General features: G+C 70.6%; 17 protein-coding genes. 9 read left to right on the top strand and 8 right to left on the bottom strand.

Features of this window, described 5'->3' with window-relative positions:
* Positions 1 to 3 precede the first annotated feature (3 nt).
* Positions 4 to 1647, bottom strand: coding sequence for a hydantoinase B/oxoprolinase family protein (locus LQ222_RS17540; protein ID WP_230168135.1), 1644 nt, complete (start codon positions 1645 to 1647; stop codon positions 4 to 6).
* Entirely contained in the window at positions 1644 to 3713 is a 2070-nt protein-coding gene (locus tag LQ222_RS17535) for a hydantoinase/oxoprolinase family protein (protein WP_230168134.1), read from the bottom strand. Before LQ222_RS17535 ends, LQ222_RS17540 begins: the two co-directional genes overlap by 4 nt.
* Positions 3714 to 3872: 159 nt before the next feature.
* Here LQ222_RS17535 and LQ222_RS17530 point away from each other — a divergent pair, with 159 nt between their 5' ends.
* Positions 3873 to 4676 (top strand): IclR family transcriptional regulator, encoded by an 804-nt coding sequence (locus LQ222_RS17530; protein ID WP_230168133.1) that lies wholly within the window; start codon positions 3873 to 3875, stop codon positions 4674 to 4676.
* Positions 4677 to 4681: 5 nt separating this feature from the next.
* Here LQ222_RS17530 and LQ222_RS17525 read toward each other — a convergent pair whose 3' ends face one another.
* Positions 4682 to 6031, bottom strand: a complete 1350-nt coding sequence (locus LQ222_RS17525; protein ID WP_230168132.1) for a formimidoylglutamate deiminase — start codon at positions 6029 to 6031, stop codon at positions 4682 to 4684.
* A 71-nt stretch (positions 6032 to 6102) separates the two neighbouring features.
* On the opposite strand from LQ222_RS17525, the gene LQ222_RS17520 reads away from it, so the two are divergent.
* The 5 genes from LQ222_RS17520 to LQ222_RS17500 are packed head-to-tail and all read left to right on the top strand — an operon-like array spanning position 6103 to position 11501.
* Complete coding sequence (locus tag LQ222_RS17520) at positions 6103 to 7140, top strand: ABC transporter ATP-binding protein (RefSeq protein ID WP_230168131.1); 1038 nt, start codon at positions 6103 to 6105, stop codon at positions 7138 to 7140.
* Between the two features lie 22 nt (positions 7141 to 7162).
* The gene (locus LQ222_RS17515) at positions 7163 to 8704 is read left to right on the top strand and encodes an ABC transporter substrate-binding protein (RefSeq protein ID WP_230168130.1); all 1542 of its coding nucleotides are present in this window, start codon (positions 7163 to 7165) and stop codon (positions 8702 to 8704) included.
* Positions 8705 to 8723: 19 nt separating this feature from the next.
* The gene (locus LQ222_RS17510) at positions 8724 to 9665 is read left to right on the top strand and encodes an ABC transporter permease (protein WP_230168129.1); all 942 of its coding nucleotides are present in this window, start codon (positions 8724 to 8726) and stop codon (positions 9663 to 9665) included.
* Positions 9662 to 10540 carry an ABC transporter permease gene (locus tag LQ222_RS17505; protein ID WP_230168128.1) on the top strand — a complete coding sequence of 293 codons (879 nt, stop codon included), beginning with the start codon at positions 9662 to 9664 and terminating at the stop codon, positions 10538 to 10540. Before LQ222_RS17510 ends, LQ222_RS17505 begins: the two co-directional genes overlap by 4 nt.
* Positions 10533 to 11501, top strand: coding sequence for an ABC transporter ATP-binding protein (locus LQ222_RS17500; RefSeq protein ID WP_230168127.1), 969 nt, complete (start codon positions 10533 to 10535; stop codon positions 11499 to 11501). Before LQ222_RS17505 ends, LQ222_RS17500 begins: the two co-directional genes overlap by 8 nt.
* 36 nt (positions 11502 to 11537) lie before the next feature.
* Here LQ222_RS17500 and LQ222_RS17495 read toward each other — a convergent pair whose 3' ends face one another.
* Complete coding sequence (locus LQ222_RS17495) at positions 11538 to 12518, bottom strand: tripartite tricarboxylate transporter substrate binding protein (RefSeq protein WP_230168126.1); 981 nt, start codon at positions 12516 to 12518, stop codon at positions 11538 to 11540.
* 131 nt (positions 12519 to 12649) lie between these two features.
* Here LQ222_RS17495 and LQ222_RS17490 point away from each other — a divergent pair, with 131 nt between their 5' ends.
* Complete coding sequence (locus LQ222_RS17490; protein ID WP_230168125.1) at positions 12650 to 13861, top strand: CaiB/BaiF CoA-transferase family protein; 1212 nt, start codon at positions 12650 to 12652, stop codon at positions 13859 to 13861.
* Positions 13862 to 13978: 117 nt separating this feature from the next.
* Here LQ222_RS17490 and argJ read toward each other — a convergent pair whose 3' ends face one another.
* Both argJ and LQ222_RS17480 read right to left on the bottom strand, forming a co-directional pair.
* On the bottom strand, positions 13979 to 15217 hold the full coding sequence (gene argJ, locus LQ222_RS17485; protein ID WP_230168124.1) for a bifunctional glutamate N-acetyltransferase/amino-acid acetyltransferase ArgJ: 1239 nt from the start codon (positions 15215 to 15217) through the stop codon (positions 13979 to 13981).
* A 107-nt stretch (positions 15218 to 15324) separates the two neighbouring features.
* Positions 15325 to 16272, bottom strand: a complete 948-nt coding sequence (locus LQ222_RS17480) for a peptidylprolyl isomerase (RefSeq protein ID WP_230168123.1) — start codon at positions 16270 to 16272, stop codon at positions 15325 to 15327.
* A 235-nt stretch (positions 16273 to 16507) separates the two neighbouring features.
* Between LQ222_RS17480 and secA the strand changes: the two genes are divergently transcribed.
* Together secA and LQ222_RS17470 are read left to right on the top strand one after the other, a co-directional pair.
* A complete protein-coding gene (secA, locus tag LQ222_RS17475) occupies positions 16508 to 19252 on the top strand; it encodes a preprotein translocase subunit SecA (RefSeq protein WP_230168122.1) in 2745 nt (914 codons plus the stop codon).
* Positions 19252 to 19716, top strand: a complete 465-nt coding sequence (locus tag LQ222_RS17470) for a hypothetical protein (protein ID WP_230168121.1) — start codon at positions 19252 to 19254, stop codon at positions 19714 to 19716. Before secA ends, LQ222_RS17470 begins: the two co-directional genes overlap by 1 nt.
* Before the next feature lie 16 nt (positions 19717 to 19732).
* Here LQ222_RS17470 and LQ222_RS17465 read toward each other — a convergent pair whose 3' ends face one another.
* Both LQ222_RS17465 and lnt read right to left on the bottom strand, forming a co-directional pair.
* Positions 19733 to 20188 carry a helix-turn-helix domain-containing protein gene (locus LQ222_RS17465; RefSeq protein ID WP_230168120.1) on the bottom strand — a complete coding sequence of 152 codons (456 nt, stop codon included), beginning with the start codon at positions 20186 to 20188 and terminating at the stop codon, positions 19733 to 19735.
* Positions 20189 to 20306: 118 nt separating this feature from the next.
* Positions 20307 to 21893 carry an apolipoprotein N-acyltransferase gene (gene lnt / locus LQ222_RS17460; protein ID WP_230168119.1) on the bottom strand — a complete coding sequence of 529 codons (1587 nt, stop codon included), beginning with the start codon at positions 21891 to 21893 and terminating at the stop codon, positions 20307 to 20309.
* Between the last annotated feature and the right edge of the window lie 181 nt (positions 21894 to 22074).

Below are 22074 nucleotides of genomic sequence, written 5' to 3'. Positions count from 1 at the left end.
GGTTCACCCAGCGTAGCGGTAGATGTCGCGTGCCGTCTTCTGCCCGATCGCGCCTTCGGCCAGGTCGCGGGCCACGGCGGCGGCGTCGCGCTTGTCGGGCGCGCCGTAGCCGCCGGCGCCGGGACTGACGACAGCGAACCACTGGCCGGCCTTGAGCACCGCGTTGTCCCTGTCGAAGGTCACGCCAGGCCCGCATTCGATCGCGCCATGCCCGCCGGCACCGCCCCCGAACAGCCCCCAGGATTTCGACGTCAGGCGCGACACGTCCACGCGCACGCGGCAATCGGCATCGGCGCGGTAGACACGGCGCAGCCCCATGCCACCGCGGAACTGGCCGACGCCGCCGGAATCATCCACCAGCTCATAGCGCATCAGCGTCAGCGGGTATTCGATCTCCAGCGCCTCGACCGGCAGGTTGGAGGTGTTGGTGACATGGACATGCACGCCATCCAGCCCATCCTTGGTCGCACGCGCGCCGGCGCCACCGCCCATGGTCTCGAGGTAGACCCAGATCGCGCCGTCATCCTCGCGCTGGCCGATGAAGGTCGCGACGGTGCAGACGGAATTGGAGCAGGCCGTCACGCGGTCCGGCACCGCCTGCGCCAGCGCGCCCAGGATCAGGTCCGAGACACGCTGGCAGGTCTGCACGCGCCCGTTCACCGCGGCGGGATGGCTGCAATTCAGCACCGTCCCGCTCGGCGCCGTGACGGTCAGCGGCCGCGCCAGGCCGGCATTGGGCAGGATGGTCGGATCGACCACCGACTTCACCACGTAGTAGGCGGTGGCGGCGAGCGCGGTCCAGGTCATGTTCAACCCGGCGCGGAGCTGCTTTGGGCTGTCGAAATGCAGCGACATCGCATCGCCCTGCACGGTGACGCGCACATGCAAGGGCAGGTGCTCCGTGACCTCCGTGCTTTCGAAGACGTCCTCGAAGGTCCAGCTGCCGTCGGGCATGGCGGCGATGCCGGCGCGCATCTTGCGTTCGGCGTAGTCGAGCAGCGCGGCACCGGCCGCCATCACCACCGCTGTGCCGTACTTCGTGCAGAGCGCCTGGAAACGCTGCACGCCCACGCGGTTCGCCGCCATCTGCGCGCGCAGGTCCGACAGGCGTTCCCGCGGCACCTGGCAGTTCAGCAGGATGAGGTCGAGGACATCCTTCTGCAGCTCGCCCGCGCGATACAGGCGCACCGGCGGGATGCGCAGCCCTTCCTGGTAGATGTGCGCATGCCCGCGATCGGCGAAGTCGGAATGATGCGCCAGGTTCACCGTCCAGGCGACGATCGCACCATCGACGAAGATCGGTTCGGCCAGCACGATGTCGGGCAGGTGGGTGCCGCCGCCTTCATAGGCGTCGTTGCCGACGAAGACGTCGCCGGGCTGCATCTGCGCCGCATCGTGCAGCTTCAGGATATGCGGCACGATGCCGATGAAGGACCCCAGGTGGATCGGGATGTGCTCCGCCTGGCACAGCGTATTCCCGCTGGTGTCGAACAGCGCGGTGGAGCAGTCCCGCCGCTCCTTGATGTTGGTGGAGTAGGAGGCGCGGATCAGCGCCTCGCCGGTCTCCTCGACGATGGAGGAGAGCGCGGCGCCGATCACCTCGACCGTGATGGGGTCGAGCACCGGGGCGTGGGCTGCGTCATTCATGCCGCCACCTCCAGGATCAGGTTCAGGTACGCATCCACCCGCGCGGTCATACGGGGCAGGACGACCGTGGTGGTGTCCATCTGCTCGACGATGGCCGGGCCGGTGAAGGTATTGCCAGGCTTGAGCGCCTCGCGCGCATAGATCGGCGTGGCGACGAAGGCCCCGGCCTCGGGGAACCACACGTCGCGCTCTCCGATGATGGCGCCGGCGGCGTCGGGGCCTGCCTCGGGGTAGGATTTCAGCTCCGCCTTCTTCACGCGCCCGGTCGCTTCCAGGCGCAGGGTCACGAGCTGCACCGGCTCGCCCTCCGCGACGAAGCCGTAGCGCTGCTTGTGGGACTCCGCGAAGCCCTCGGCCAGCGTCGCGATGGTCGCGGCGCACACCGGGCCGTCCGGCAGCGGCACCGCAAGCTCGTAGTTCTGCCCGGCGTAGCGCATGTCCGCGGTACGGCTGAGGTGGCGGTCGCCCGCGGCGATCTCCTCATGCGCGAACCACTCGGTCGCGCGCTTGGCCAGGCCATCGAAGGCCGCGGCCACCTCGCCCACCGACCCCGCCGTCGCCGGCAGCAGCTTGGTCGCGGCGAAGTCGGCGCGCAGGTCGGTCAGCAGCAGCCCCATGGCGCACAGGATGCCGGGATAGGGCGGCACCAGCACACGCTTCATGTCGAGCTCGCGCGCCAGGCGCGCCGCGTGCAGCGGGCCGGCGCCGCCGAAGGCCATCAGCGTGTAGTCGCGCGGGTCGTAGCCGCGCTGCACGGAAATCACCCGGATCGCCCGCGCCATGTTGGCGGTGACGACCGAGATGATGCCCTGCGCCGTCTCCATCAAGCCGAGGCCGAGCTGCGCGGCGAGCCGCCCGATGGCGTCCTTCGCCAGCCCCTGGTCGACCTTCATGCGGCCAGCGAGCAGGTAGTGCGGGTTCAGCGTCTGCAGCACGACATTGGCATCGGTGGTGGCGGGCTCGGCATTGCCGCGGCCGTAGCAGACCGGCCCGGGATCGGCGCCGGCGCTGCGCGGGCCGACCTTCAGCAGGCCGCCGGCATCGATATGCGCGATCGACCCGCCACCGGCGCCGACCGTGTGGATGTCCAGCATCGGCGCCTTGATCGGATAGCCATGCACGATGGCCTCCGAGGTCAGCTTGCAGGCCCCGCCATTCAGCAGCGCCACGTCGGTCGACGTACCGCCCATGTCAAAGGTGATGAGATCCTCGAAGCCCGCGACCGCGCCGATCGCCTGGGCGCCGACCACGCCCGTGGAGGGACCGGAGAGCACCGCGCGGACCGGCATCTCGGCCGCCGTGCCGAAGCCGATGACGCCGCCATTGGACTGCGTGAGGTGCGGCGTCGCGGTCATGCCGAGGTCGCGCAGCCGCGGCGTCAGGCGCTCGATGTAGTTGCGCATGACCGGGCCGAGATAGGCGTTCAGCACCACGGTCGACAGGCGCTCGAACTCGCGGAATTCGGGGGCGATCTCGTGGCCGGCGCTGATGAAGACATCGGGCATCTCGGCGCGCAGGATCTCGACGGCGCGCTTCTCGTGCTCGGGCCGGATGAAACCGTACAGGAAGGAGACGGCGATCGCCTTCACGCCGGCCTGCTTGAGCGCCTTCGCCGCGGCGCGCATGCGGTCCTCGTCGAGCGCCAGGTCAATGCGGCCGTCATGGCGCACACGCTCCGGGACCTCGTGGCGCAGGTCGCGCGAGACGAGGGTCGGTGGCTTATCCGCCTGCATGTCGTACAGGTCGGGTCGCTTCTGTCGACCGATCTCCAGCAGGTCGCGGAAGCCATCGGTGGTGACCAGGCCGGTCTTCACGCCGCGATGCTGGATCAGCGCATTGGTCGCGACCGTGGTGCCGTGGCCGAAATACGCGACCGGCGAGCCGGGCTGCGCGGCATCGGGCTCGACGCGCCGCATCCCTTCCTCGACGCCCTGCGCGATGCCGCGCGACGGATCGTCGGGTGTCGAGGAAACCTTCCACACCTCGACGCGGCCAGCCTCCTCGTCAAACAGGCAGACATCCGTGAAGGTTCCGCCGGAATCCACGCCGACACGCCAACGGGCCATGCTGCTCGCCCCTCTCGCGGAAGAAACTTCGGTCGGTCGTGACTATCCCGTTGCGTTTTGGTGGCGGGCAAGTGTCAATTTCAGTCAATGGCAATCGGCGATCGAAAATTCCATTCAACGGAATTTCATGTGCGATATCGGGCGCTGGGTGCACGACAGATGGAACACGAGACAAGCGCCGCCGGCAGCGTCGGGCGCGTTTTCAGCCTGCTGCGGCTGATCGGCAGCGCCGGTTCCGGCGGCATCCGCCTCACCGACCTGGCCGAGCGTGCGGCGCTGCCGCGGCCCACGACGCATCGCATCCTGCGCGCGCTGGGCGCCGAGGCCATCGTCGCCTTCGATGCGCGCAGCAAGCGCTACACGCTCGGGCTCGATCTCTTTCTGCTGGCGGCGAGGGCCGGCAACGTGGTGGGGCTGCGCGACCTGGCGCGGCCGACCCTGCTGCGGCTGACCGCGTCGCTGGGGGAGACACTCTTCCTCCTCGTCCACAACGGCTACGACGCGGTGTGCATCGAGCGCAGCGCGGGGCCGCTGCCGATCCGTTCCTTTACCGGGGATATTGGCGGGCGCGTGCCGCTCGGCATCGGCCAGGGCTCGGTGGCGATCCTCGCCTTCCTGCCGCCGGCCGAGCAGGACGAGGCGATCCGCCACAACCTGCCGCGCATGCGCGACTACGGCGGGCCGGACGAGGCATCGTTGCGCGCCGAACTGCTGCAGGTGCGGCGCGATGGTTTCTGCGGCGGCGCCAGCGGGCTGATCCCGGGCATGGCCGGCGTCGGCGTGCCCATTCTGGATGCCGAGGGGCGCGCTGTCGCGGCGCTGTCCATCGGCACCACCACCGACCGCCTGACGCCGGATCGCAAGGCGATCATCGCCGGCATGCTGCGGCAGGAGGCGACGGCGATCAGCCGCCAGGTAAATCCCTTCGACCCGACTCTGCGCCGCGCCGCGGCCGCGATGTGAAGGCGCTACGCCGCCAGGATGCGCGCGAGGATCGCGGCGACGTGCCGCTCGGCATCGACGCGCAACGGATGCACACCGTCCGCGACGACGCGCGTGCCGCGCACCCAGACCTCGCGGATGGCGCCGTCGCGCGCGGCGAAGACCAGGCTGTCGAGCACACGGTCGCCGGAGCGCGCCGCGAAGGCGGGCGCCGCGGGGTCCAGCAGCACCAGGTCCGCCCAGCCGCCAGGCGCGATGCCGGCCGGCCCGGCGGCGAGCGCGCGGCTGCCGCCCTCGACCGCCGCCTGCCACAGCGCGCGCCCGGTCGACCCGCCGCGCGGCGCCAGCACGTTGCGCGAGCGCAGCCCAAGCCGCTGGGAATATTCCAGCGTGCGCAGTTCCATCGCCGCCGAGATCAGCACGTTGGAATCCGTCCCCACGCCGAACAGGCCGCCGACGTCGCGGAAGCCAGATGCCGGGAAGATGCCGTCGCCGAGGTTGCTCTCGGTCACCGGACACAGCCCCGCCACGCCGCCGAGCTGCGCGACGCGCGCCAGTTCGTCCGCCGTGCCGTGCGTCGCGTGGATCAGGCACCAGCGATCGGAGAGCAGCCCGGCCTCGATCAACGCGGCGATCGGCGGCAGACCGAGGATGCGGATCGCGGCCTCGACCTCCCTCACCTGCTCGGCGGCATGGATGTGCAGCGGTTCGCCCGGCTGCGCCATCATCGCCACGGCGCGGATCTCCTCGATCGTCGCGGCGCGCAGGGAATGCGGGGCGAGGCCCAGATTGGCACCGGGAAGGCGCGCAATGGCACGGCGGCTGCCTTCGACCAGCATCGCGAAGCCATCGAGGTCGTTGACGAAGCGCCGCTGCCCCGGTGCTGGCGGCGCGCCGCCGATCTCGCCATGCGCGTAGAAGGTGGGCAGCAGGGTCAGGTTGATGCCCGTCGCTTGCGCCGCCGCGGCGATGCGGAACGCCATCTCGGCACGGTCGGCATGGGGCGTGCCGTCCGCCGCGTGGTGCAGGTAGTGAAATTCGCCGACGCGGGTGAAGCCGCCCTCCAGCATCTCCGCGTAGGCAAGCGTCGCGATCGACTCGACATCCTCGGGCGTGAGGTGTTCGAGAAAGCGGTACATGAGCGCACGCCAGGTCCAGAACGAATCGTCGCTGGCACCGGCATGTTCCGTGAGGCCTGCCATGCCGCGCTGGAAGGCATGCGAATGCAGGTCGGGCATGCCGGGCAGAGCGATCAGGCGCCCGGCGCCGGCATCCGCCGTGACGGTTGCGATGCGGCCGTCGGCATCCACCTCGACGCGCACGTCGCGGCGCCAACCCTCGGGCAGCAACGCCTCGGCGAAGACCATGCTGCGCATCGGACACGTCCCCCCGGCATGCGGTCGCCATGGCTAGCCTTGCGCCGCCCCGGGCGCAACGCGGCACGACGATGCTGGACAGCGCAGCGCCGCGCGGCCACGCTGCCGTGATGCATGCCGCCGCTGCATTGGAGGTCGAGGACCTGCGCACCGAGTTCCGCATCGCCGGAACCTGGCGCCAGGCCGTGCGCGGCGTGTCCTTCAGCCTGTCGCGCAACGAGACCCTGGCGCTGGTCGGCGAGAGCGGCTGCGGCAAATCGGTCACCGCGCTGTCGATCATGGGGCTGGTGCAGCCGCCGCTCGGGCGCGTCGCCGGCGGGCGCATCATGCTCGATGGGCGCAACGTCGCCGGCCTGCCGGAGAAGCAGTGGGAGAGCCTGCGCGGCGACCGCATCGGCATGATCTTCCAGGAGCCGATGACATCGCTGAACCCGGTGATGACGGTCGGCGACCAGGTCGCCGAGGCGCTGGTCATCCACAAGGGACTGTCGCGCGCCGCTGCGCTGGACAAGGCGCGCACCCTGTTCGACGAAGTGAAGATCCCCTCGGCGGCGACGCGGCTGCGCGAATACCCGCACCAGTTCTCCGGCGGGATGCGGCAGCGCGTGATGATCGCCATGGCGCTGGCCTGCGAACCCGCGGTGCTGCTGGCGGACGAACCCACCACGGCGCTGGACGTCACCATCCAGGCGCAAGTGCTCGGCCTGCTCGCGGACCTGCGCGAACGGCACGGGATGGCGGTGCTGTTCATCACCCACAACCTCGGCGTGGTGGCGCAGATCGCGGACCGGGTCGCGGTGATGTATGCCGGCCAGATCGTCGAGGAAGGGCCGGTCGGGAACATCTTCGCAGCCCCGGCGCATCCGTATACCCGCGCGCTGTTCGCCGCGATCCCGCGGCTCGATCAGCCGCACCAGGCGCTGGCGGCGATCCCGGGGCGCGTGCCGCCGCTCGATGCCATGCCGGTCGGCTGCGCCTTCGCCTCGCGCTGCGCCGACAGGCGGGCGGGCTGCGAGGCACCGCAGGTCCTGGCGCATGTCGGCACCGCGCATCGCGCGCGCTGCCATGTCGCGACAGCTGCAACCGCCGTCGCGACGCAGGATGCATGATGAAAAGCAGGGAGACTGGACAATGAAGCTTCGCGCGGGATTGCTGGCGGCGGCCTTCGCCATGGTCGCGCCGGCCGCGATGGCGCAGCAGGGCACGCTGCGCGTCGGCATGGCGGCGCAGGACATGGGGCGGCTCGATCCGCACTTCGCGGTCTCGACCATCGACCGCGTGCCGATGCCCTGGATGTTCAATGGCCTGGTGCGCTTCCCCCCGGGGTCGATCGACGCCGCCGCCATCGAGCCCGACCTGGCCGAACGCTGGGAGACCAGCGCGGATGGCCGCACCTGGACCTTCCACCTGCGCCGCGGCGTGCGCTTCCACGGCAATTTCGGCGAGCTGACCGCGGACGACGTGGTGTTCAGCCTGCGCAAGGCCGCGAATGCCCAGACCAGCGCCTTCAGCGCCGACCTGCGCGCGATCCAGACGGTCGAGGCGGTGGACCCGCACACCGTCCGCATCGTGCTGCGCGAGAATGTGCCGAACCTGCTCGGCGTGCTGACCAACTATGCCGGCGGCTTCATCGTCTCGCGCCGCGCGGTCGAGGAGCGCGGCGAAGGCTTCAACCGCGCGCCGATCGGCACCGGCCCCTTCGCGCTGGAGCGCGTGACGCCGAACCAGAGCGCCGAATTCGTCGCCAACCCCGCGTACTTCCGCGGCGCGCCGCAGATCGCGCGCATTTCCTACCGCTTCATCCCCTCCGATGCCTCGCGCGACCTGGCCTTCCAGAATCGCGAGCTCGACCTGAACTACGGGCGGTCGGACCAGACCTGGGTCAACCGCGTGCGCCAGCAGCAGGGTGTGACGGTCGATGTCTTCGAACCGGCCGAGCTCGCCATCATCAACGTCAACATCACCCAGCCGCCGTTCAACGACATCCGCGTGCGCCGGGCGCTGGCGCATGCCGTGAACCGCGCGGAGCTGGTGCGCTGGCGCGGCCAGGATACCAGCCGCGAGGGCCAGTCATTGGTGCCGCGCGGCTACCTCGGCTTCTCCGCCGACAATGGCCTGCTGCCGCACGACCCGGCGCGCGCCCGCGCCCTGCTGGCCGAGGCCGGCCACCCGAACGGCATCACCGTGCGCGTCGTGCACACCCAGCTGCCCGAGATGCTGGCGGCGATGCAGGTGATCCAGCAGCAGCTGCGCCGTGCCGGCATCACGCTCGACCTGCAGGTGGTGGAACACGCGACCTTCCACCAGCAGATCCGGCAGAACCTGTCGCCGCTGGTCTATTATTCGGCGGCGCGCTTCCCGATCGCGGACATCTACCTGTCGCAGTTCTTCCATTCGCGCAGCATCGTCGGCACGCCGACCGCGGTGACCAACTTCTCGCATTGCGGCATGGCCGATGCCGAGATCGACGCGGCGCGCGTCGCGACCGACCGGGCGGAGCAGCTCCGCCTCTGGGCCACGGCGCAGCGCAAGCTGGTGGAGAGTGTCTGCGGCATCCCGTTGATCGAGACGCTGCTGGTCTTCGCCCGCCGCGACAGCGTCGACTACGGCTACCCGCTGCGTGGCTCGCTGAGCCTCGGCCCGCAGATCACCGAAGCCTCGCGGCTGCGGTGACGGGCAGCGCCGCCAGCCGATGATCTGGTTCGTCGCCAAGCGGCTGCTCGCGGCGGTGCCGACGCTGCTCGCGGTGCTGACGGTGGTGTTCATCATCGTCCGCATCGTGCCCGGCGATCCGGCATTGGTGATCCTGGGCGACCAGGCGACGGCCGAAGCCGCCGCCGCGCTGCGCACGCGGCTCGGCCTCGACCAGCCGATGTGGGTCCAGTACTGGACCTTCGTGAGCAATGCGCTGATGGGGAATTTCGGGGCCTCGCTCGTCACCGGCCGCCCCATCCTCGAGGAAGTGAGCGCGGTGCTGCCGCACACCATCGACCTGACGCTGGCATCGATGGTGCTCGGCGTCGTGGTCGGCGTGCCCGTGGGCATCTGGGCGGCGCTCTATCGCAACCGCACGATCGATGTCGTGGCGCGGCTGCTGTCGCTGATCGGGCTGTCCTTCCCGGTCTTCGTGTCGGGCATCTACCTGCTGCTGCTGTTCGGGCTGCATTGGCGGCTGTTCCCGGTGATCGGCAATGCCGACCTCTCGGACCCGCTCGACCGGCTGCACAAGGTGGTGCTGCCGGCCGTGGCGCTGGGCCTGACCATGGCGGCCTACATCACGCGCGTGACGCGCAGCGCGATGCTGCATTCGCTGGGCGAGGACTACATCCGCACGGCGCGCGCCAAGGGCGTGCCGTGGCGGCGCGTGGTGTGGGTGCACGGCTTGCGCAATGCCTCGCTGCCCGTCGTCACCGTGGTCGGCCTGTATGTCGGCATCCTGATCGGCAATTCGGTGCTGACCGAGATCGTCTTCAACCGGCCCGGCCTCGGCAAGATCATCGTCGGCGCGCTGAACCAGCGCGACTATTCCATGCTGCAGGGGCTGATGGTGATCTACTGCTTCCTGATCGTGGTGGTGAACCTGGTCACCGACCTGCTCTACGGCGTGATGGACCCGCGGGTGAAGCAGGCATGAGCGCGACCGCCGAAGCCCCCACCGCCCCGCGCGTGCCCGGCTGGCGCAAGGCGCTGGGCAAGGCGCGCAGCAACCCCACCACGCTGGTCGGCGCGGTGATCTGCCTGCTGATCCTCGCGGCCGCGATCCTCGCCCCCTGGATCGCGCCGCATGACCCGGCCGAGCAGGACATCATCAGCCGGCTCGCGCCGCCGGGCGGCGAGTATCCGCTCGGCACCGACCAGTTCGGGCGCGACATCCTCTCGCGCCTGCTGTGGGGGGCGCGCATCTCGCTGACAGTCTCGCTCGGCGCCATCGCGGTGGCCTGCGTGATCGGCGGCACCATCGGCATGGTCTCGGGCTATATCGGCGGGCGCTTCGACCTGTTCGTGATGCAGGTGATGGACGTGCTGCTGTCCTTCCCCTCGCTCATCCTCGGCCTGATCGTGGTGGCGCTGCTGGGGCCTGACCTGGTGAACCTGGTGGTCGCGATCGCGCTGACCGCCATCGCGCCCTTCGCGCGCATCGCCCGCGCGCCGACCATGGCATTGAAGGAGCGCGCCTTCGTCGAAGCCGGGCACGCGCTCGGCTATTCCCACCTGCGCATCCTGTTCCGCCACATCCTGCCGAACATCCTGCCGGAGGTGATGGTGATGACCTCGCTGTGGATGGCGACGGCGGTGCGCGTGGAGGCCTCGCTGTCGTTCATCGGCCTCGGCGTGAAGCCGCCGACGCCGACCTGGGGCGGCATGACCCGCGATGGGTTCGAGAACATCCTGGACAGTCCCTGGCTCGCTGTCTTCCCGGGCTTCGCGATCCTGCTGCTGGTGCTGGGCCTCAACATGGTGGGCGACGGCCTGCGCGACGCCACCGACCCGAAGCTGCGCAATGAGTGAGCCGCTGCTCTCCGTCCAGGGCCTGCGCAAGCACTTCGTGCAGCGCAAGGGCTTCCCGCGCCCGCGCACCGTGACCGTGCGCGCGGTCGAGGACGTCTCCTTCACCATCGCGCCGGGCGAGGCCTTCGGCCTGGTCGGCGAATCCGGCTGCGGCAAGTCCACCGCGGCGCGCGCCCTGCTTCGCCTGATCGAACCCGATGCCGGCCAGGTCATGTATCGCGGGGAGGATGTGCGCGCCGCGCGCGGCGCCGCGCTGAAGGCGCTGCGGCGGAAGATGCAGATCGTCTTCCAGGACCCCTATTCCTCGCTCGATCCGCGGCAGACCATCGGTTCGGCATTGATGGAACCGATGCGCGTCCATGGCATCGCGACCGGGCGCGAGGCACGCGACCGGGCCGCCGCGCTGCTCGATGAGGTCGGCCTGCCGCCCGGCGCGCTCGATCGCCTGCCGCATGAATTCTCCGGCGGGCAGCGCCAGCGCATCGGCATCGCCCGCGCGCTCACGCTGGAGCCTGAGCTGATCGTCGCGGATGAACCCGTCAGCGCGCTCGATGTCTCGGTGCAGGCGCAGGTGCTGCTGCTGCTGAAGCAGTTGCGCGAACGCCGCGGGCTGTCCTTCCTGTTCGTCAGCCACGACCTCTCGGTGATCCGCTGGTTCTGCGACCGCGTCGCGGTGATGTATCTCGGCCGCATCGTCGAGGAAGGGCCCTCGGCCCGCGTGCTGGCCGACCCGCTGCATCCCTACGCGAAGATGCTGCGCGAGGCCTCGCCGGTGCCGGACCCAGCGCAGCGTGGCGTGCTGCCGCGCATCGTCGGCGAAATTCCGTCCGCGGCGAATCCGCCGCCGGGCTGCCCCTTCCATCCCCGCTGCGTGCAGGCGATGCCGGTGTGCTCGACCACGGCGCCGCGCTGGACCGCCGCGGCGGGCGGCGGCGGCGTGGCCTGCCACCTGCACGGCTGAGCCGCGCCGCGCATCGCCACGCGCAGGCGCCAACGGTCAGTCGACCGTGATGTTCGCCGAGCGCACGAGCGCCGCATGGCGCTCGATCTCCGTCGCCAGGAAGCGCTCCAGATCGGCCGGGGACCCGCCCGCCGCGCCATCCGCGACATCGAGGCCCTGCTGCACCAGCCACGCACGCCCCGGGCCGTCGAGCATCTCGTTCACCGCCCCGTTCAACGCCGTGACGACCGCCGCCGGTACGCCCTTGGGCGCCAGCCAGGCGAACCAGGTGCCCATCACCACGCTCGGATAGCCCTGTTCGGCGGCGGTTGGCACGTCGGGCAGCACATCCGCGCGCTTGTCCGCCAGCACGGCAAGCACGCGGATCTCGCCCGCACGGCTGAGCGGCACTGTCCCTGGCGCGCCGAGGAACATCGCGCTCAGCCGCCCGGCAATGGCATCCGTGGTGGCGGCGGCAGGCGAGGTATAGGGCACATGCGTCAACTGCGTGCCCGTGGCCGCCGCCAGCATCGCGCCGGCCAGGTGCATCGAGCTGCCGCTGCCCGTCGACCCGTAGCTCACGCCGCCCGGATTGGCCCGCGCCATGGCCACCAGGTCAGCCAGCGTCGCCGCCGGCGAATTCTTCCCGACCACGAGCGCATTCGGGATCGCGCCGAAGCGCGCGATGGGGTCGAAGTCGCGCTGCGAATGGAAGGTCAGGTTGCGATACAGCGCCATGTTGGTGGCGAGCGGCCCGGCCCAGCTGAACAGCAGCGTGTGCCCGTCATTCGGCGCGCGTGCCGCCGCCATCATGCCGACATTGCCGGAGGCGCCGGGGCGGTTCTCGATCACGAAGGGCTGGCCGAAGCGCCGCTGGAAGTCCTGCGCGGCGAAGCGCGCGACGGGGTCGGACGAACCACCGCCCGCGGCGGGAACGATGATGCGGACCGGCTGCCGCGGCCAGGCGGGCTGCGCCAGCGCGGGCGCTGCCACCATGCCCGCCGCCACACCAAGCATCGCGCGCCGATCGAACCGCATGGCTGTCATCTCGTCTCCTCCCCGCCGGCCGGCAGCCGGGCGCGTTTGACGAAGTTTTCGCCTGCGTGTTCCTGTTGTCCACTGTCGTGAACACATCGCCCGCCGCCAGCGCGGGCCGGAGCCTGACGCCCATGGCTGGTCCGCTCGCCGGGATCCGCGTCCTCGACCTCACCTCGACGCTGATGGGGCCCTACGCGACGCAGACCCTGGCCGACATGGGCGCCGAGGTGGTGAAGGTCGAGCCGCCGGAGGGCGACATCGTCCGCCACATCGGCCCGGCGCGGAATGCCGGGATGGGGCCGATCTTCCTCAACACCAATCGCGGCAAGCGCAGCCTGGTGCTCGACCTCAAGAAGCCTCAGGGCCTCGCGGCCGCGCTGCGGCTCGCGGAGCGCGCCGACGTGCTGGTCTACAACCTGCGCCCGCATTCGATGGAAAGGCTCGGCCTGGGCTACGCGGCGGTGGCGCGCGTCAATCCGCGCATCGTCTATGCCGGCGTCTATGGCTTCGCGCAGGAAGGACCCTATGCCGCGCTGTCCGCCTATGACGACCTGATGCAGGGCGCGGTCGGCGTCGCCGCGCTGAATGCGCGCATCCATGGCGGCACGCCGGGCTACGTGCCTCTCGGCCTGGTGGACCGCGTGGTCGGGCTCGCGGCCGCCGGCGCGATCTCGGCCGCGCTGCTGCACCGGGAGAAGACCGGCCAGGGCCAGCGCGTCGACGTGCCGATGTTCGAGACGATGCTGCCCTTCGTGCTCGGCGACCACCTGGGCGGGCTGAGCTTCGACCCGCCGCTCGACCAGGGCGGCTATGCGCGCATGCTCTCGCCGGGCCGGCGGCCCTATCGCACGCGGGACGGCTGGATCTGCGCGATGGTCTATACCGACAAGCACTGGCGCGCCTTCTGCGCCGGGCTCGGCATGCCCGACCTGGTCGCGACCGATCCGCGCTTCGCCGACCACGGCGCGCGCATCGCACATATCGACGAGATCCTCGACATGGTCGCCGGCATCATGGCGCAGCGCGACACGGCGGCGTGGATGGACTTCTTCATCGCGGCCGACATCCCTGCCATGCCGGTGAACGAGATCGCCGCGCTGTTCGACGACCCCCACCTGCGCGCCACCGGCTTCTTCGAGGCAGAAGACCACCCGACGGAAGGCCGCCTGCGCCGGCCGGCGATCGGTCCGCGCTGGTCCGCCAGCCCGGCCGGCGAACGCCGCCCGGCACCACGCCTTGGCGCCGACGGCGCGGATGTGCTGCACGAGGCCGGCTACACGGCGGAGGAGATCGCGCAGCTCGCGGCGCTCGGCGTGACCGGGCGGATCGCACAGGGGGAATAGCAGCGCCCGGGTTCACGGCGGCGGCGGCGTGCGCTGCCGGGCCTGGTCAGCCGATCCGGCGCGCCCGCATCCGCCATGGCAGCGCGCCGCCCGCGCGGGACGCGGCGCGCGACGGCCTCAGCTCCGGTACGACCCGTTGATGTCGATGTACCCATGCGTCAGGTCGCAGGTCCACACCGTGGCCTTGCCGCGGCCGAGGCCGATATCGACCGTGATCTCGACCTCGCGCCCCTTCATGTGGGCCACCACGGGCGTCTCGTCGTAGCCATCCACCACGCCGCCGTCGCGCGCCATCCAGGTGCCGCCGACCGCGATCGACAGCTTGTCGCGATCGGCCGGCTCGCCGGCCTTGCCCACGGCCATGACGATGCGGCCCCAATTCGCGTCCTCGCCGGCGATGGCGGTCTTCACCAGCGGCGAATTGGCGATGCACATGCCGATGCGGTGCGCGGAACGCGCCGTGACGGCGCCGGTCACGTCGATGCGGATCAGCTTCTGCGCGCCCTCGCCGTCGCGCGCGACCATCAGCGCGAGGTCCATCAGCACCTCGTTCAGTGCGCGGGCGAAGTCCTTGAGCACCGGGCCGCCCTCGGCCGGCACGCGCGGGTGCTTCGCCACGCCGGTGGCGAACAGCATCACGGTGTCGGAGGTCGAGGTGTCGGAATCCACCGTCACGCAGTTGAACGACCTGTCGCAGCCCTTCTTCAGCAGCGCCTGCAGGGCGGCGGCAGGAATCTTCGCGTCGGTCGCCAGGAAGGACAGCATCGTCGCCATGTCGGGGGCGATCATGCCCGACCCCTTGGCGATGCCGGCGATGGTCACGCTGGTCTCGCCGATCATGGCGGTGCGCGTGGCGGCCTTGGGGAAGGTGTCGGTGGTCATGATGGCGCGCGCGGCGTGGCCGAAGCCGGCCTCCGCCACCGCGCCGAACACCGCCGGCAGCGCGCCGACCAGCTTTTCGGTCGGCAGGCGCTCGCCGATCACGCCGGTGCTGGCGAGGAAGATCTCCTTCGGCTTGCAGCCCAGGATGCGGGCGGCTTCCTCGGCGGTGCGCGCGCAGGTCTCGCGCCCGGCCTTGCCGGTGAAGACGTTGGAATTGCCCGAGGTCACCACCAGCCCGCGCGCGCGGCCGCCCTTCAGCGCGGCGCGCGACCATTCGACCGGCGCGCCCGGGCAGCGGTTCTTGGTGAACACCCCCGCCGCCGTGGTGCCGGCCGGGAAGGCCATGGCCATCACGTCCTCGCGCGCGCGGTAGCGGATCTCGGCCATGCCGGTGGCGACCTGCACGCCGGGCACCGGCGGCATCTCGGGCATGGGCAGCGCGAGGGGGGAGACGGGGTGGGCCTGGCCAGCCATGGCGGTTCCTCGTTTCGTGCGTCGTGGTCTTGGTCAGCGGCCGCAACCAGCGGCCGTTGCGCTACGCGGCGCCGGCGCGGGCCGGTGCCGGCAATCTCCAGGGCGCTTCAGCGCCGGGCCGGCGCACCCGGTCGTGCGGGCGGGCCGGCCGGCGCGGGCGGTTCGGCGGCGTCGATGGCGCGCGGAGCGGAGCCATCCAGGTTGAAGCGCTCGACCCGCGCCTCGCCGCGGGCGCGCTCGACGGCGGCGGTGACCTCGGCCTCCATCAGCTGCTGACGGATCGCCTGGGCCACTTCCTCGAAGGGCGGGGCGGCGGCGGTGCGGCGTTCCTCGACCTTGATGACATGCCAGCCGAAGGGGGACTGCACCGGGTTCTCGCTGACCTGGCCGGGCTGCAGCCGGAACGCCGCCTCGGCGAATTCGGGCACCATGTCGGCGCGGCGGAAGAAGCCGAGGTCGCCGCCCTCCCGCGCGCCCGGGCCGGTGGACCGGCGCTGCGCCACCGCCATGAAGTCGGCGCCGCCGCGCACCTCGGCCAGCGCGGCGCGCGCCTCGGATTCGGTGGGGACCAGGATGTGGCGGGCGCGGACTTCTTCCTCGGCCGGGCGGCCGGCGACCTCGCGGTCGTAGCGGGCGCGGATGGCGGCGTCGTTGACGCGGGACGCGATCTCGCGCGACAGCCAGGCCTGCTGGAGTTCCTGTTCCTCGGCCCGGCGAATGCGGGCGCGCACCTCGGCATCCTGGTCCAGCCGCGCGCGGCGTGCGGCGGCGGTCACGGAACGGCCCGCGATCATCTGGTCGAGCAGCAGGGGATAGAGCATCTGCGGCGGTGCGCCGCGGACTTCCTCGGGCAGGTCGCGCGCCGCGGCGGCCAGGTCCGCCAGCGTGATCGCCTCGCCATCCACCCGCGCGACGACGGTATCGGCCGGGGTGGCCGGCGATGCCGCCGGGGCCGGGGCCGGTTGCTGCGCCCCCGCCGGCTGCACGGCCCAGGCGGTGATCGCCAGGGCAAGGGCCGCACGGAGCGGAAGGGCAGGGCGGCGCGGCGGCATCATGTGGTCTCGGGTCTGGGGAAGGCCCGAAGATGGCCGAAGCGTCACGGCGCCACAAGGCAGGGAAAGCCCGGCCGGCGTTGACCCGGGGGGAGTGCCCGCCTATCTCTGCCGGGGCCGCGCCGCGACCCGCCTGGACATGCTCGGTCCGGCCGGGCGCGGCGCGATCCGAGTCCATGCCCCTGTCGTGGGGCGATGCTCGCCCGGGCCGCCCGCCCGACGGAGACCGACACCCCCGATGTTCGCCCGCCTCGCTGCCGCCATCTTCGGTACTTCCAACGACCGCGCGCTGAAGCGCTACCAGGCGCGGGTGCCGGCCATCAACGCGCTCGAGCCGCAGATGCAGGCCCTGACGGACGAGGCGCTGGCCAACCAGACCGCGCTGTTCCGCGAGCGCCTGGCCAAGGGCGAGACCCTGGACGACCTGCTGCCCGAGGCCTTCGCCACGGTGCGCGAGGCCGCGCGGCGGGTCCTCGGCCTGCGCCATTTCGACGTGCAGATGATCGGCGGCATGGTGCTGCACGAAGGCAAGATCGCCGAGATGAAGACCGGCGAGGGCAAGACCCTGGTCGCGACGCTGCCGGTCTACCTGAACGCGCTGCCCGCCAAGGGCGTCCACGTGGTCACGGTGAACGACTACCTGGCCACCCGCGACGCCGAGTGGATGGGGCGGATCTACAAGTTCCTGGGGCTGACGGTCGGCACCATCGTGCACGGGCTGACCGATGACGAGCGCCGCAATTCCTATGCCTGCGACGTCACCTACGGCACCAACAACGAATACGGCTTCGACTACCTGCGCGACAACATGAAGTATCGGCTGGAGGACATGGTCCAGCGCGACTTCGCCTATGGCATCGTCGACGAGGTCGATTCCATCCTGGTCGATGAGGCCCGCACGCCGCTGATCATCAGCGGGCCTTCGGAGGATTCCTCCGACCTGTATCGCAAGGTCGACGAGGTGGTGAAGGAGCTGGTGCGCGACGCGGCGGTCTACGAGAAGGACGAGAAGCAGCGCACCGTCACGCTGACCGAGGACGGCAGCGAGCGCGTCGAGGAAATGCTCAAGCAGGCCGGCCTGGTGACCGAGGGCGACCTGTACGACATCGGCAACGTCACGGTGGTGCACCACCTGAACCAGAGCCTGCGCGCCCACACGCTGTTCAAGCGCGACGTCGAATACGTGGTGCGCAACGACAAGATCGTCATCATCGACGAATTCACCGGCCGCATGATGGAAGGCCGGCGCTATTCGGACGGGCTGCACCAGGCGCTGGAAGCCAAGGAGCACGTGACCGTCCAGCCGGAGAACCAGACGCTCGCCTCCATCACCTTCCAGAACTATTTCCGGCTGTACCCGAAGCTGTCGGGCATGACCGGCACGGCATCGACCGAGGCCGACGAATTCGCCGAGATCTACAAGCTCGAGGTGGTCGAGATCCCGACCAACGTGCCGGTGGCGCGCGAGGATTCCGACGACGAGGTGTATCGTTCGGCCGCCGAGAAATACGAGGCCGTCGCCGCGCTGATCGCCGAGGCGCGCGACCGCGGCCAGCCGGTGCTGGTCGGCACCACGAGCATCGAGAAGTCGGAACTGATCTCCTCGCTGCTCAAGCTGAAGAACGTGCCGCACCAGGTGCTGAACGCCCGCTACCACGAGCAGGAGGCCGGCATCGTCGCCCAGGCCGGCCGCCCGGGCGCGGTGACCATCGCGACCAACATGGCCGGCCGCGGCACCGACATCCAGCTCGGCGGCAACTACGAGATGCTGGCCCGCCACGAGGCCGGCACCAATGAGGGCGAGGCCTACGATGCCGCCATCATCAAGCACAAGAACGAGGTCGAGGCGGTGCGCCCGGCCGTGAAGGCCTCGGGCGGGCTGTTCGTGATCGGCACGGAACGCCACGAGAGCCGGCGCATCGACAACCAGCTGCGCGGCCGGTCGGGCCGCCAGGGCGACCCCGGCGCCTCGCGCTTCTTCCTGTCGCTCGAAGACGACCTGATGCGGATCTTCGGCTCCGACCGCATGGGCGGGATGCTGACCCGGCTCGGCCTGAAGGAAGGCGAGGCGATCGTCCATCCCTGGATCAACAAGGCGCTGGAGAAGGCGCAGAAGAAGGTCGAGGCGCGCAACTTCGACATGCGCAAGAACCTTCTGAAGTACGACGACGTGATGAACGACCAGCGCAAGGAAGTGTATTCCCAGCGCCGCGCCTTCATGATGGCCGACGACGTCGCCGAGACGGTGCAGGAGATGCGCCGCGAGACGATCGGCGACCTGGTCGCCCGCTGCATCCCCGAGAACGCCTATCCCGAGCAATGGGACCTCGAGACGCTGCAGCGCCAGGTGCAGGACGTGCTGAACCTCGATGTCCCGGTCGCCGACTGGGCCAAGGAAGAAGGCATCGACGACGACGCGGTGCGCGAACGGCTCGAGGAAGCGGCCGACCGGTCGTATGCCGCGCGCGCCGCCAATGTCGGCCCCGAGATCATGCGCCAGGTCGAGAAGTCGCTGCTGCTGCAGGTCTTCGACCAGGTGTGGAAGGAACACCTGCTCGCACTCGACCATCTGCGCCAGGGCATCGGGCTTCGTGCGTACGGCCAGCGCGACCCGCTGAACGAATACAAGTCCGAGGCCTTCGCGCTGTTCAACGGCATGCTGGGCGACCTGCGCGAGCGCGTGACATCGCTGCTGCTGCGCATCGAGCTCCGCCCCGATGCCCCGCCGCCCTCCCCGGAGGGCATCGGCTTCCTCGACATGCGCCACCCCGACCCGGACATGGCGGCGGCGGAGCTGGAGATGGCCGGCGCCGGCGGCACGACCTATGAAGCGGTGCCGATGGCGATCGGGACCGCGGCGCCGCGGCCGGTCGCCGAGGGCGTGGACCCGAACGATCCGACGACCTGGCACCGCACCGCGCGCAATGCCCCCTGCCCCTGCGGGTCGGGCAAGAAGTTCAAGGTCTGCCACGGGCGGGCGTGATGCGGGGGCGGAGCCTGCTTGCGGGCGCCCTGCTCCTGGGCCTGGTCCAGCCCGCCGCGGCGCATTGGGAATTCACGCGCTGGGGCATGACCCAGCAGCAGGTGCTGGCCGCCTCCCGCGGGGCCGTCCGGGCGCTGCCGCTGGCCGAACGACGGCCGGTGCCGAATGCGCGCATGGAATACCGCGCCTCGGGCGAATTCGCGTCGGGCGCCTTGCGGCTGACCGTCGCCTTCGCCTTCGATGCACGCAATGGCGGCCTGGTCTGCGTGTCGGCGCAGGGCGACCCGGCGCAGGCGGATGCGGTGCGGGCACGGCTCGAACGCCTGTTCGGCGCGCCCCAGGAACGCGGGCTGGACCCGGCCAGCGGCACCATCACGCTCGGCTGGACACGGCCGGACGAGATCGACCTGCAGATCACCCCAGGCCGCCCGACGGTGGTGCTGCATTGCGCGCGCGGGGTGTGACCCGCGGCGCGCCAGGCTATTCGTTCGGCGACAGCGTCTTGATCAGGTCGAAGACGCGCTTGCGGACCGACGGGTCGGTGATGCGGTAATAGGCGCGCACCAGCTCCAGCGTCTCGCGGCGATGCAGCGTATCGTCCTCGAAGCCCTCCTGGCCCTCGGCGAAGCCGAAGGCGGCGCCGCGCGAACGATTGGCGGCATTGCCGCCGAGCTCGGGCGACATGTCGTCGAAGAAGAAGCCGATCGGCACGTCGAGCACGCGCGCCAGGTCGAACAGCCGGCTGGCACCGATACGATTCACCCCACGTTCATACTTCTGGATCTGCTGGAAGGTCAGGCCGAGCGCCTCGCCAAGCTTCTCCTGGCTCATGCCCAGGAGCGTCCGGCGCAGGCGCACACGCGTGCCGACATGCACGTCGATCGGGCTGGCCCGGTGTTCGCGCTCGACGCGCTCTACGGTCTCATCACTCGCCATCCGGCCCTCCGCAGCCCGCATTTGTACACGCGCCCTTCGCATAACGGTAAGTCAGGGATTAACGCCCCTGGAGTGTCACAGGAATAGGCGGCGCTTCATCTTTCGTCAACTCTTTTTCTTATTCTCGTTTTTTGAGACGGTCCGGCAGCGGATCACCAACAGCGCCTCGCCCACCGCGCGACGCCCTTCGCCCCGACAACCACCCCAGAGCGATCACGCCCATCGAAAAAGTGATCGGGATCACAAGACCAAGCCGCGCGAAGGGCGTCGCCTCGCGCGGGGCGGGCAATGGCGCCTGCAACACCGCGGTTTCACCCAGTTCCGTGCGCGCAACCTCCCGCCCGCGTGCATCGAAAACCGCCGAGACACCCGTCTGTGCCGCGCGTGCCAGCGGCAGCCCTTCCTCGACCGACCGCAACCGCGCCGCCGCCAGGTGCTGCCACGGGCCCGCCGAGATCCCGAACCACGCGTCGTTGGTGACATTGACCAACCAGGCCGGACGGTCGGCCGGCACAACCGCTGCGGGAAAAATCACCTCGTAGCAGATCAGCGCACCGAAGGCCGGCACCCATCCCGCACGCACCGCGCGGCGCGAATCGCCCGGCGTGAAATCCATGCCGCCCTGCACCAGGCGCACCGGCAGCAGGCCCGACAGCGGCATGTATTCGCCGAAGGGCACCAGGTGCATCTTGTCCTGCAGGCCACGGACCTCCCCCGCCGGGTCGATCGCGACCAGGGAATTGAACACGCGCCGGGCCCGCCCGTCGAACCCACGCTCCGCCCGCACCGTGCCGGTCAGCAGCATGGCGCGCTGCGGCAAGGCCCCCGCGACCAGCTGCCGCACCTCGGGATCGTCGGCGAGCAGGAACGGAACGGCAGTCTCGGGCCATATTACAATCAGGTTAGATTCAGGGGGCAGTTCGCGCAACGCAGCCAGGGCGGCATCCCGGGTGCCCTCGATGTAGCGGCGCAGGATCGGGATGCGCTGGTCCTCACGCCACTTCACCTCCTGCGCCACATTGCCTTGAACGATCAGGATGCCGGCCGGTTGCGGTGCGGGTTCCGCCGGCCACAGGCGCAGCGCGCCGAACACCGCGAAGCCGGCCAGCACGGCGGCCCCGCCTGCCATCGCCCGCCAGCCCAGCAGCGGGGTCGCCGCGACCAGCACCGTCACCAGCGACAAGCCATGCACGCCGACCCAGGCCGCCCCCTGCACCGGCAGCGCCTCGAAGGCCCAGACGGTGCCCAGCAGGTTCCACGGGAAACCGGTGAACACCCAGCCGCGCAGCAATTCGCACAGCACGAAGGCGCCGCCGAACACCAGCACGCGAGCCCAGCCGGCCGGCACCCGCACCGCCACCGCCGCCGGCAGCGCCACGAACACCGCCAGCGGAAGCGCCAGCGCGGGCACCGCGATCGGCACCAGCCACCAGAACCGATCCACCTCGGTCAGGATGGCATGGGTGATCCAGTACAGCCCGGCGGCGAAAAACCCCCACCCCCAGGCAAAGCCTATCCAGAAGGCGCGGCGCGACCCGCCCTGCGCGCCGCACATCGCCAGCAATCCAGGGATCGCCACGAACAGGACCGGCACCGCATGCACCGGCGGCAAGGCCAGCGCCGCCAAGGCCCCCAGCCCCACCGCCGTGACCCACATCCGCCACCCCCGCCGCGCGGCGAGATGACCCAGGAAACGATCCCACATGCGCGGCGGTCCTAGCAGGCGTGAAGGGGTGGGGGCGGCTTGGCGCGGGGCGAACCGGGAGGGCTCTGCCCTCCCGGACCCACCCGCCGGGGGCATACGTGCCCCCGGACCCGCGGAGAGTGAAGGGCTGGTGGGGGGGAGGGGCTCAGGGGTGGGACCTGTTGGAAGGGCGCACCATGCC

Origin of the sequence: Roseomonas sp. CECT 9278 (assembly GCF_918698155.1) — a bacterium.
In the GTDB taxonomy this organism is placed as follows: Bacteria; Pseudomonadota; Alphaproteobacteria; order Acetobacterales; family Acetobacteraceae; genus Neoroseomonas.
The sequence above is the reverse complement of the archived record's forward strand: the minus strand, read 5'-3'. Positions and strand labels throughout refer to the sequence as shown.

Bases quoted from the DNA above. Each gene is read 5' to 3' on its own strand.
- LQ222_RS17520 (WP_230168131.1), top strand. From the start codon at position 6,103: ATGCTGGACAGCGCAGCGCCGCGCGGCCACGCTGCCGTGATGCATGCC.
- LQ222_RS17500 (WP_230168127.1), top strand. From the start codon at position 10,533: ATGAGTGAGCCGCTGCTCTCCGTCCAGGGCCTGCGCAAGCACTTCGTG.
- LQ222_RS17465 (WP_230168120.1), bottom strand. From the start codon at position 20,188: ATGGCGAGTGATGAGACCGTAGAGCGCGTCGAGCGCGAACACCGGGCC.
- LQ222_RS17535 (WP_230168134.1), bottom strand. From the start codon at position 3,713: ATGGCCCGTTGGCGTGTCGGCGTGGATTCCGGCGGAACCTTCACGGAT.
- LQ222_RS17540 (WP_230168135.1), bottom strand. From the start codon at position 1,647: ATGAATGACGCAGCCCACGCCCCGGTGCTCGACCCCATCACGGTCGAG.
- LQ222_RS17505 (WP_230168128.1), top strand. From the start codon at position 9,662: ATGAGCGCGACCGCCGAAGCCCCCACCGCCCCGCGCGTGCCCGGCTGG.
- LQ222_RS17490 (WP_230168125.1), top strand. From the start codon at position 12,650: ATGGCTGGTCCGCTCGCCGGGATCCGCGTCCTCGACCTCACCTCGACG.
- argJ (WP_230168124.1), bottom strand. From the start codon at position 15,217: ATGGCTGGCCAGGCCCACCCCGTCTCCCCCCTCGCGCTGCCCATGCCC.
- LQ222_RS17470 (WP_230168121.1), top strand. From the start codon at position 19,252: ATGCGGGGGCGGAGCCTGCTTGCGGGCGCCCTGCTCCTGGGCCTGGTC.
- secA (WP_230168122.1), top strand. From the start codon at position 16,508: ATGTTCGCCCGCCTCGCTGCCGCCATCTTCGGTACTTCCAACGACCGC.
- LQ222_RS17515 (WP_230168130.1), top strand. From the start codon at position 7,163: ATGAAGCTTCGCGCGGGATTGCTGGCGGCGGCCTTCGCCATGGTCGCG.
- lnt (WP_230168119.1), bottom strand. From the start codon at position 21,893: ATGTGGGATCGTTTCCTGGGTCATCTCGCCGCGCGGCGGGGGTGGCGG.
- LQ222_RS17525 (WP_230168132.1), bottom strand. From the start codon at position 6,031: ATGCGCAGCATGGTCTTCGCCGAGGCGTTGCTGCCCGAGGGTTGGCGC.
- LQ222_RS17480 (WP_230168123.1), bottom strand. From the start codon at position 16,272: ATGATGCCGCCGCGCCGCCCTGCCCTTCCGCTCCGTGCGGCCCTTGCC.
- LQ222_RS17530 (WP_230168133.1), top strand. From the start codon at position 3,873: ATGGAACACGAGACAAGCGCCGCCGGCAGCGTCGGGCGCGTTTTCAGC.
- LQ222_RS17510 (WP_230168129.1), top strand. From the start codon at position 8,724: ATGATCTGGTTCGTCGCCAAGCGGCTGCTCGCGGCGGTGCCGACGCTG.
- LQ222_RS17495 (WP_230168126.1), bottom strand. From the start codon at position 12,518: ATGCGGTTCGATCGGCGCGCGATGCTTGGTGTGGCGGCGGGCATGGTG.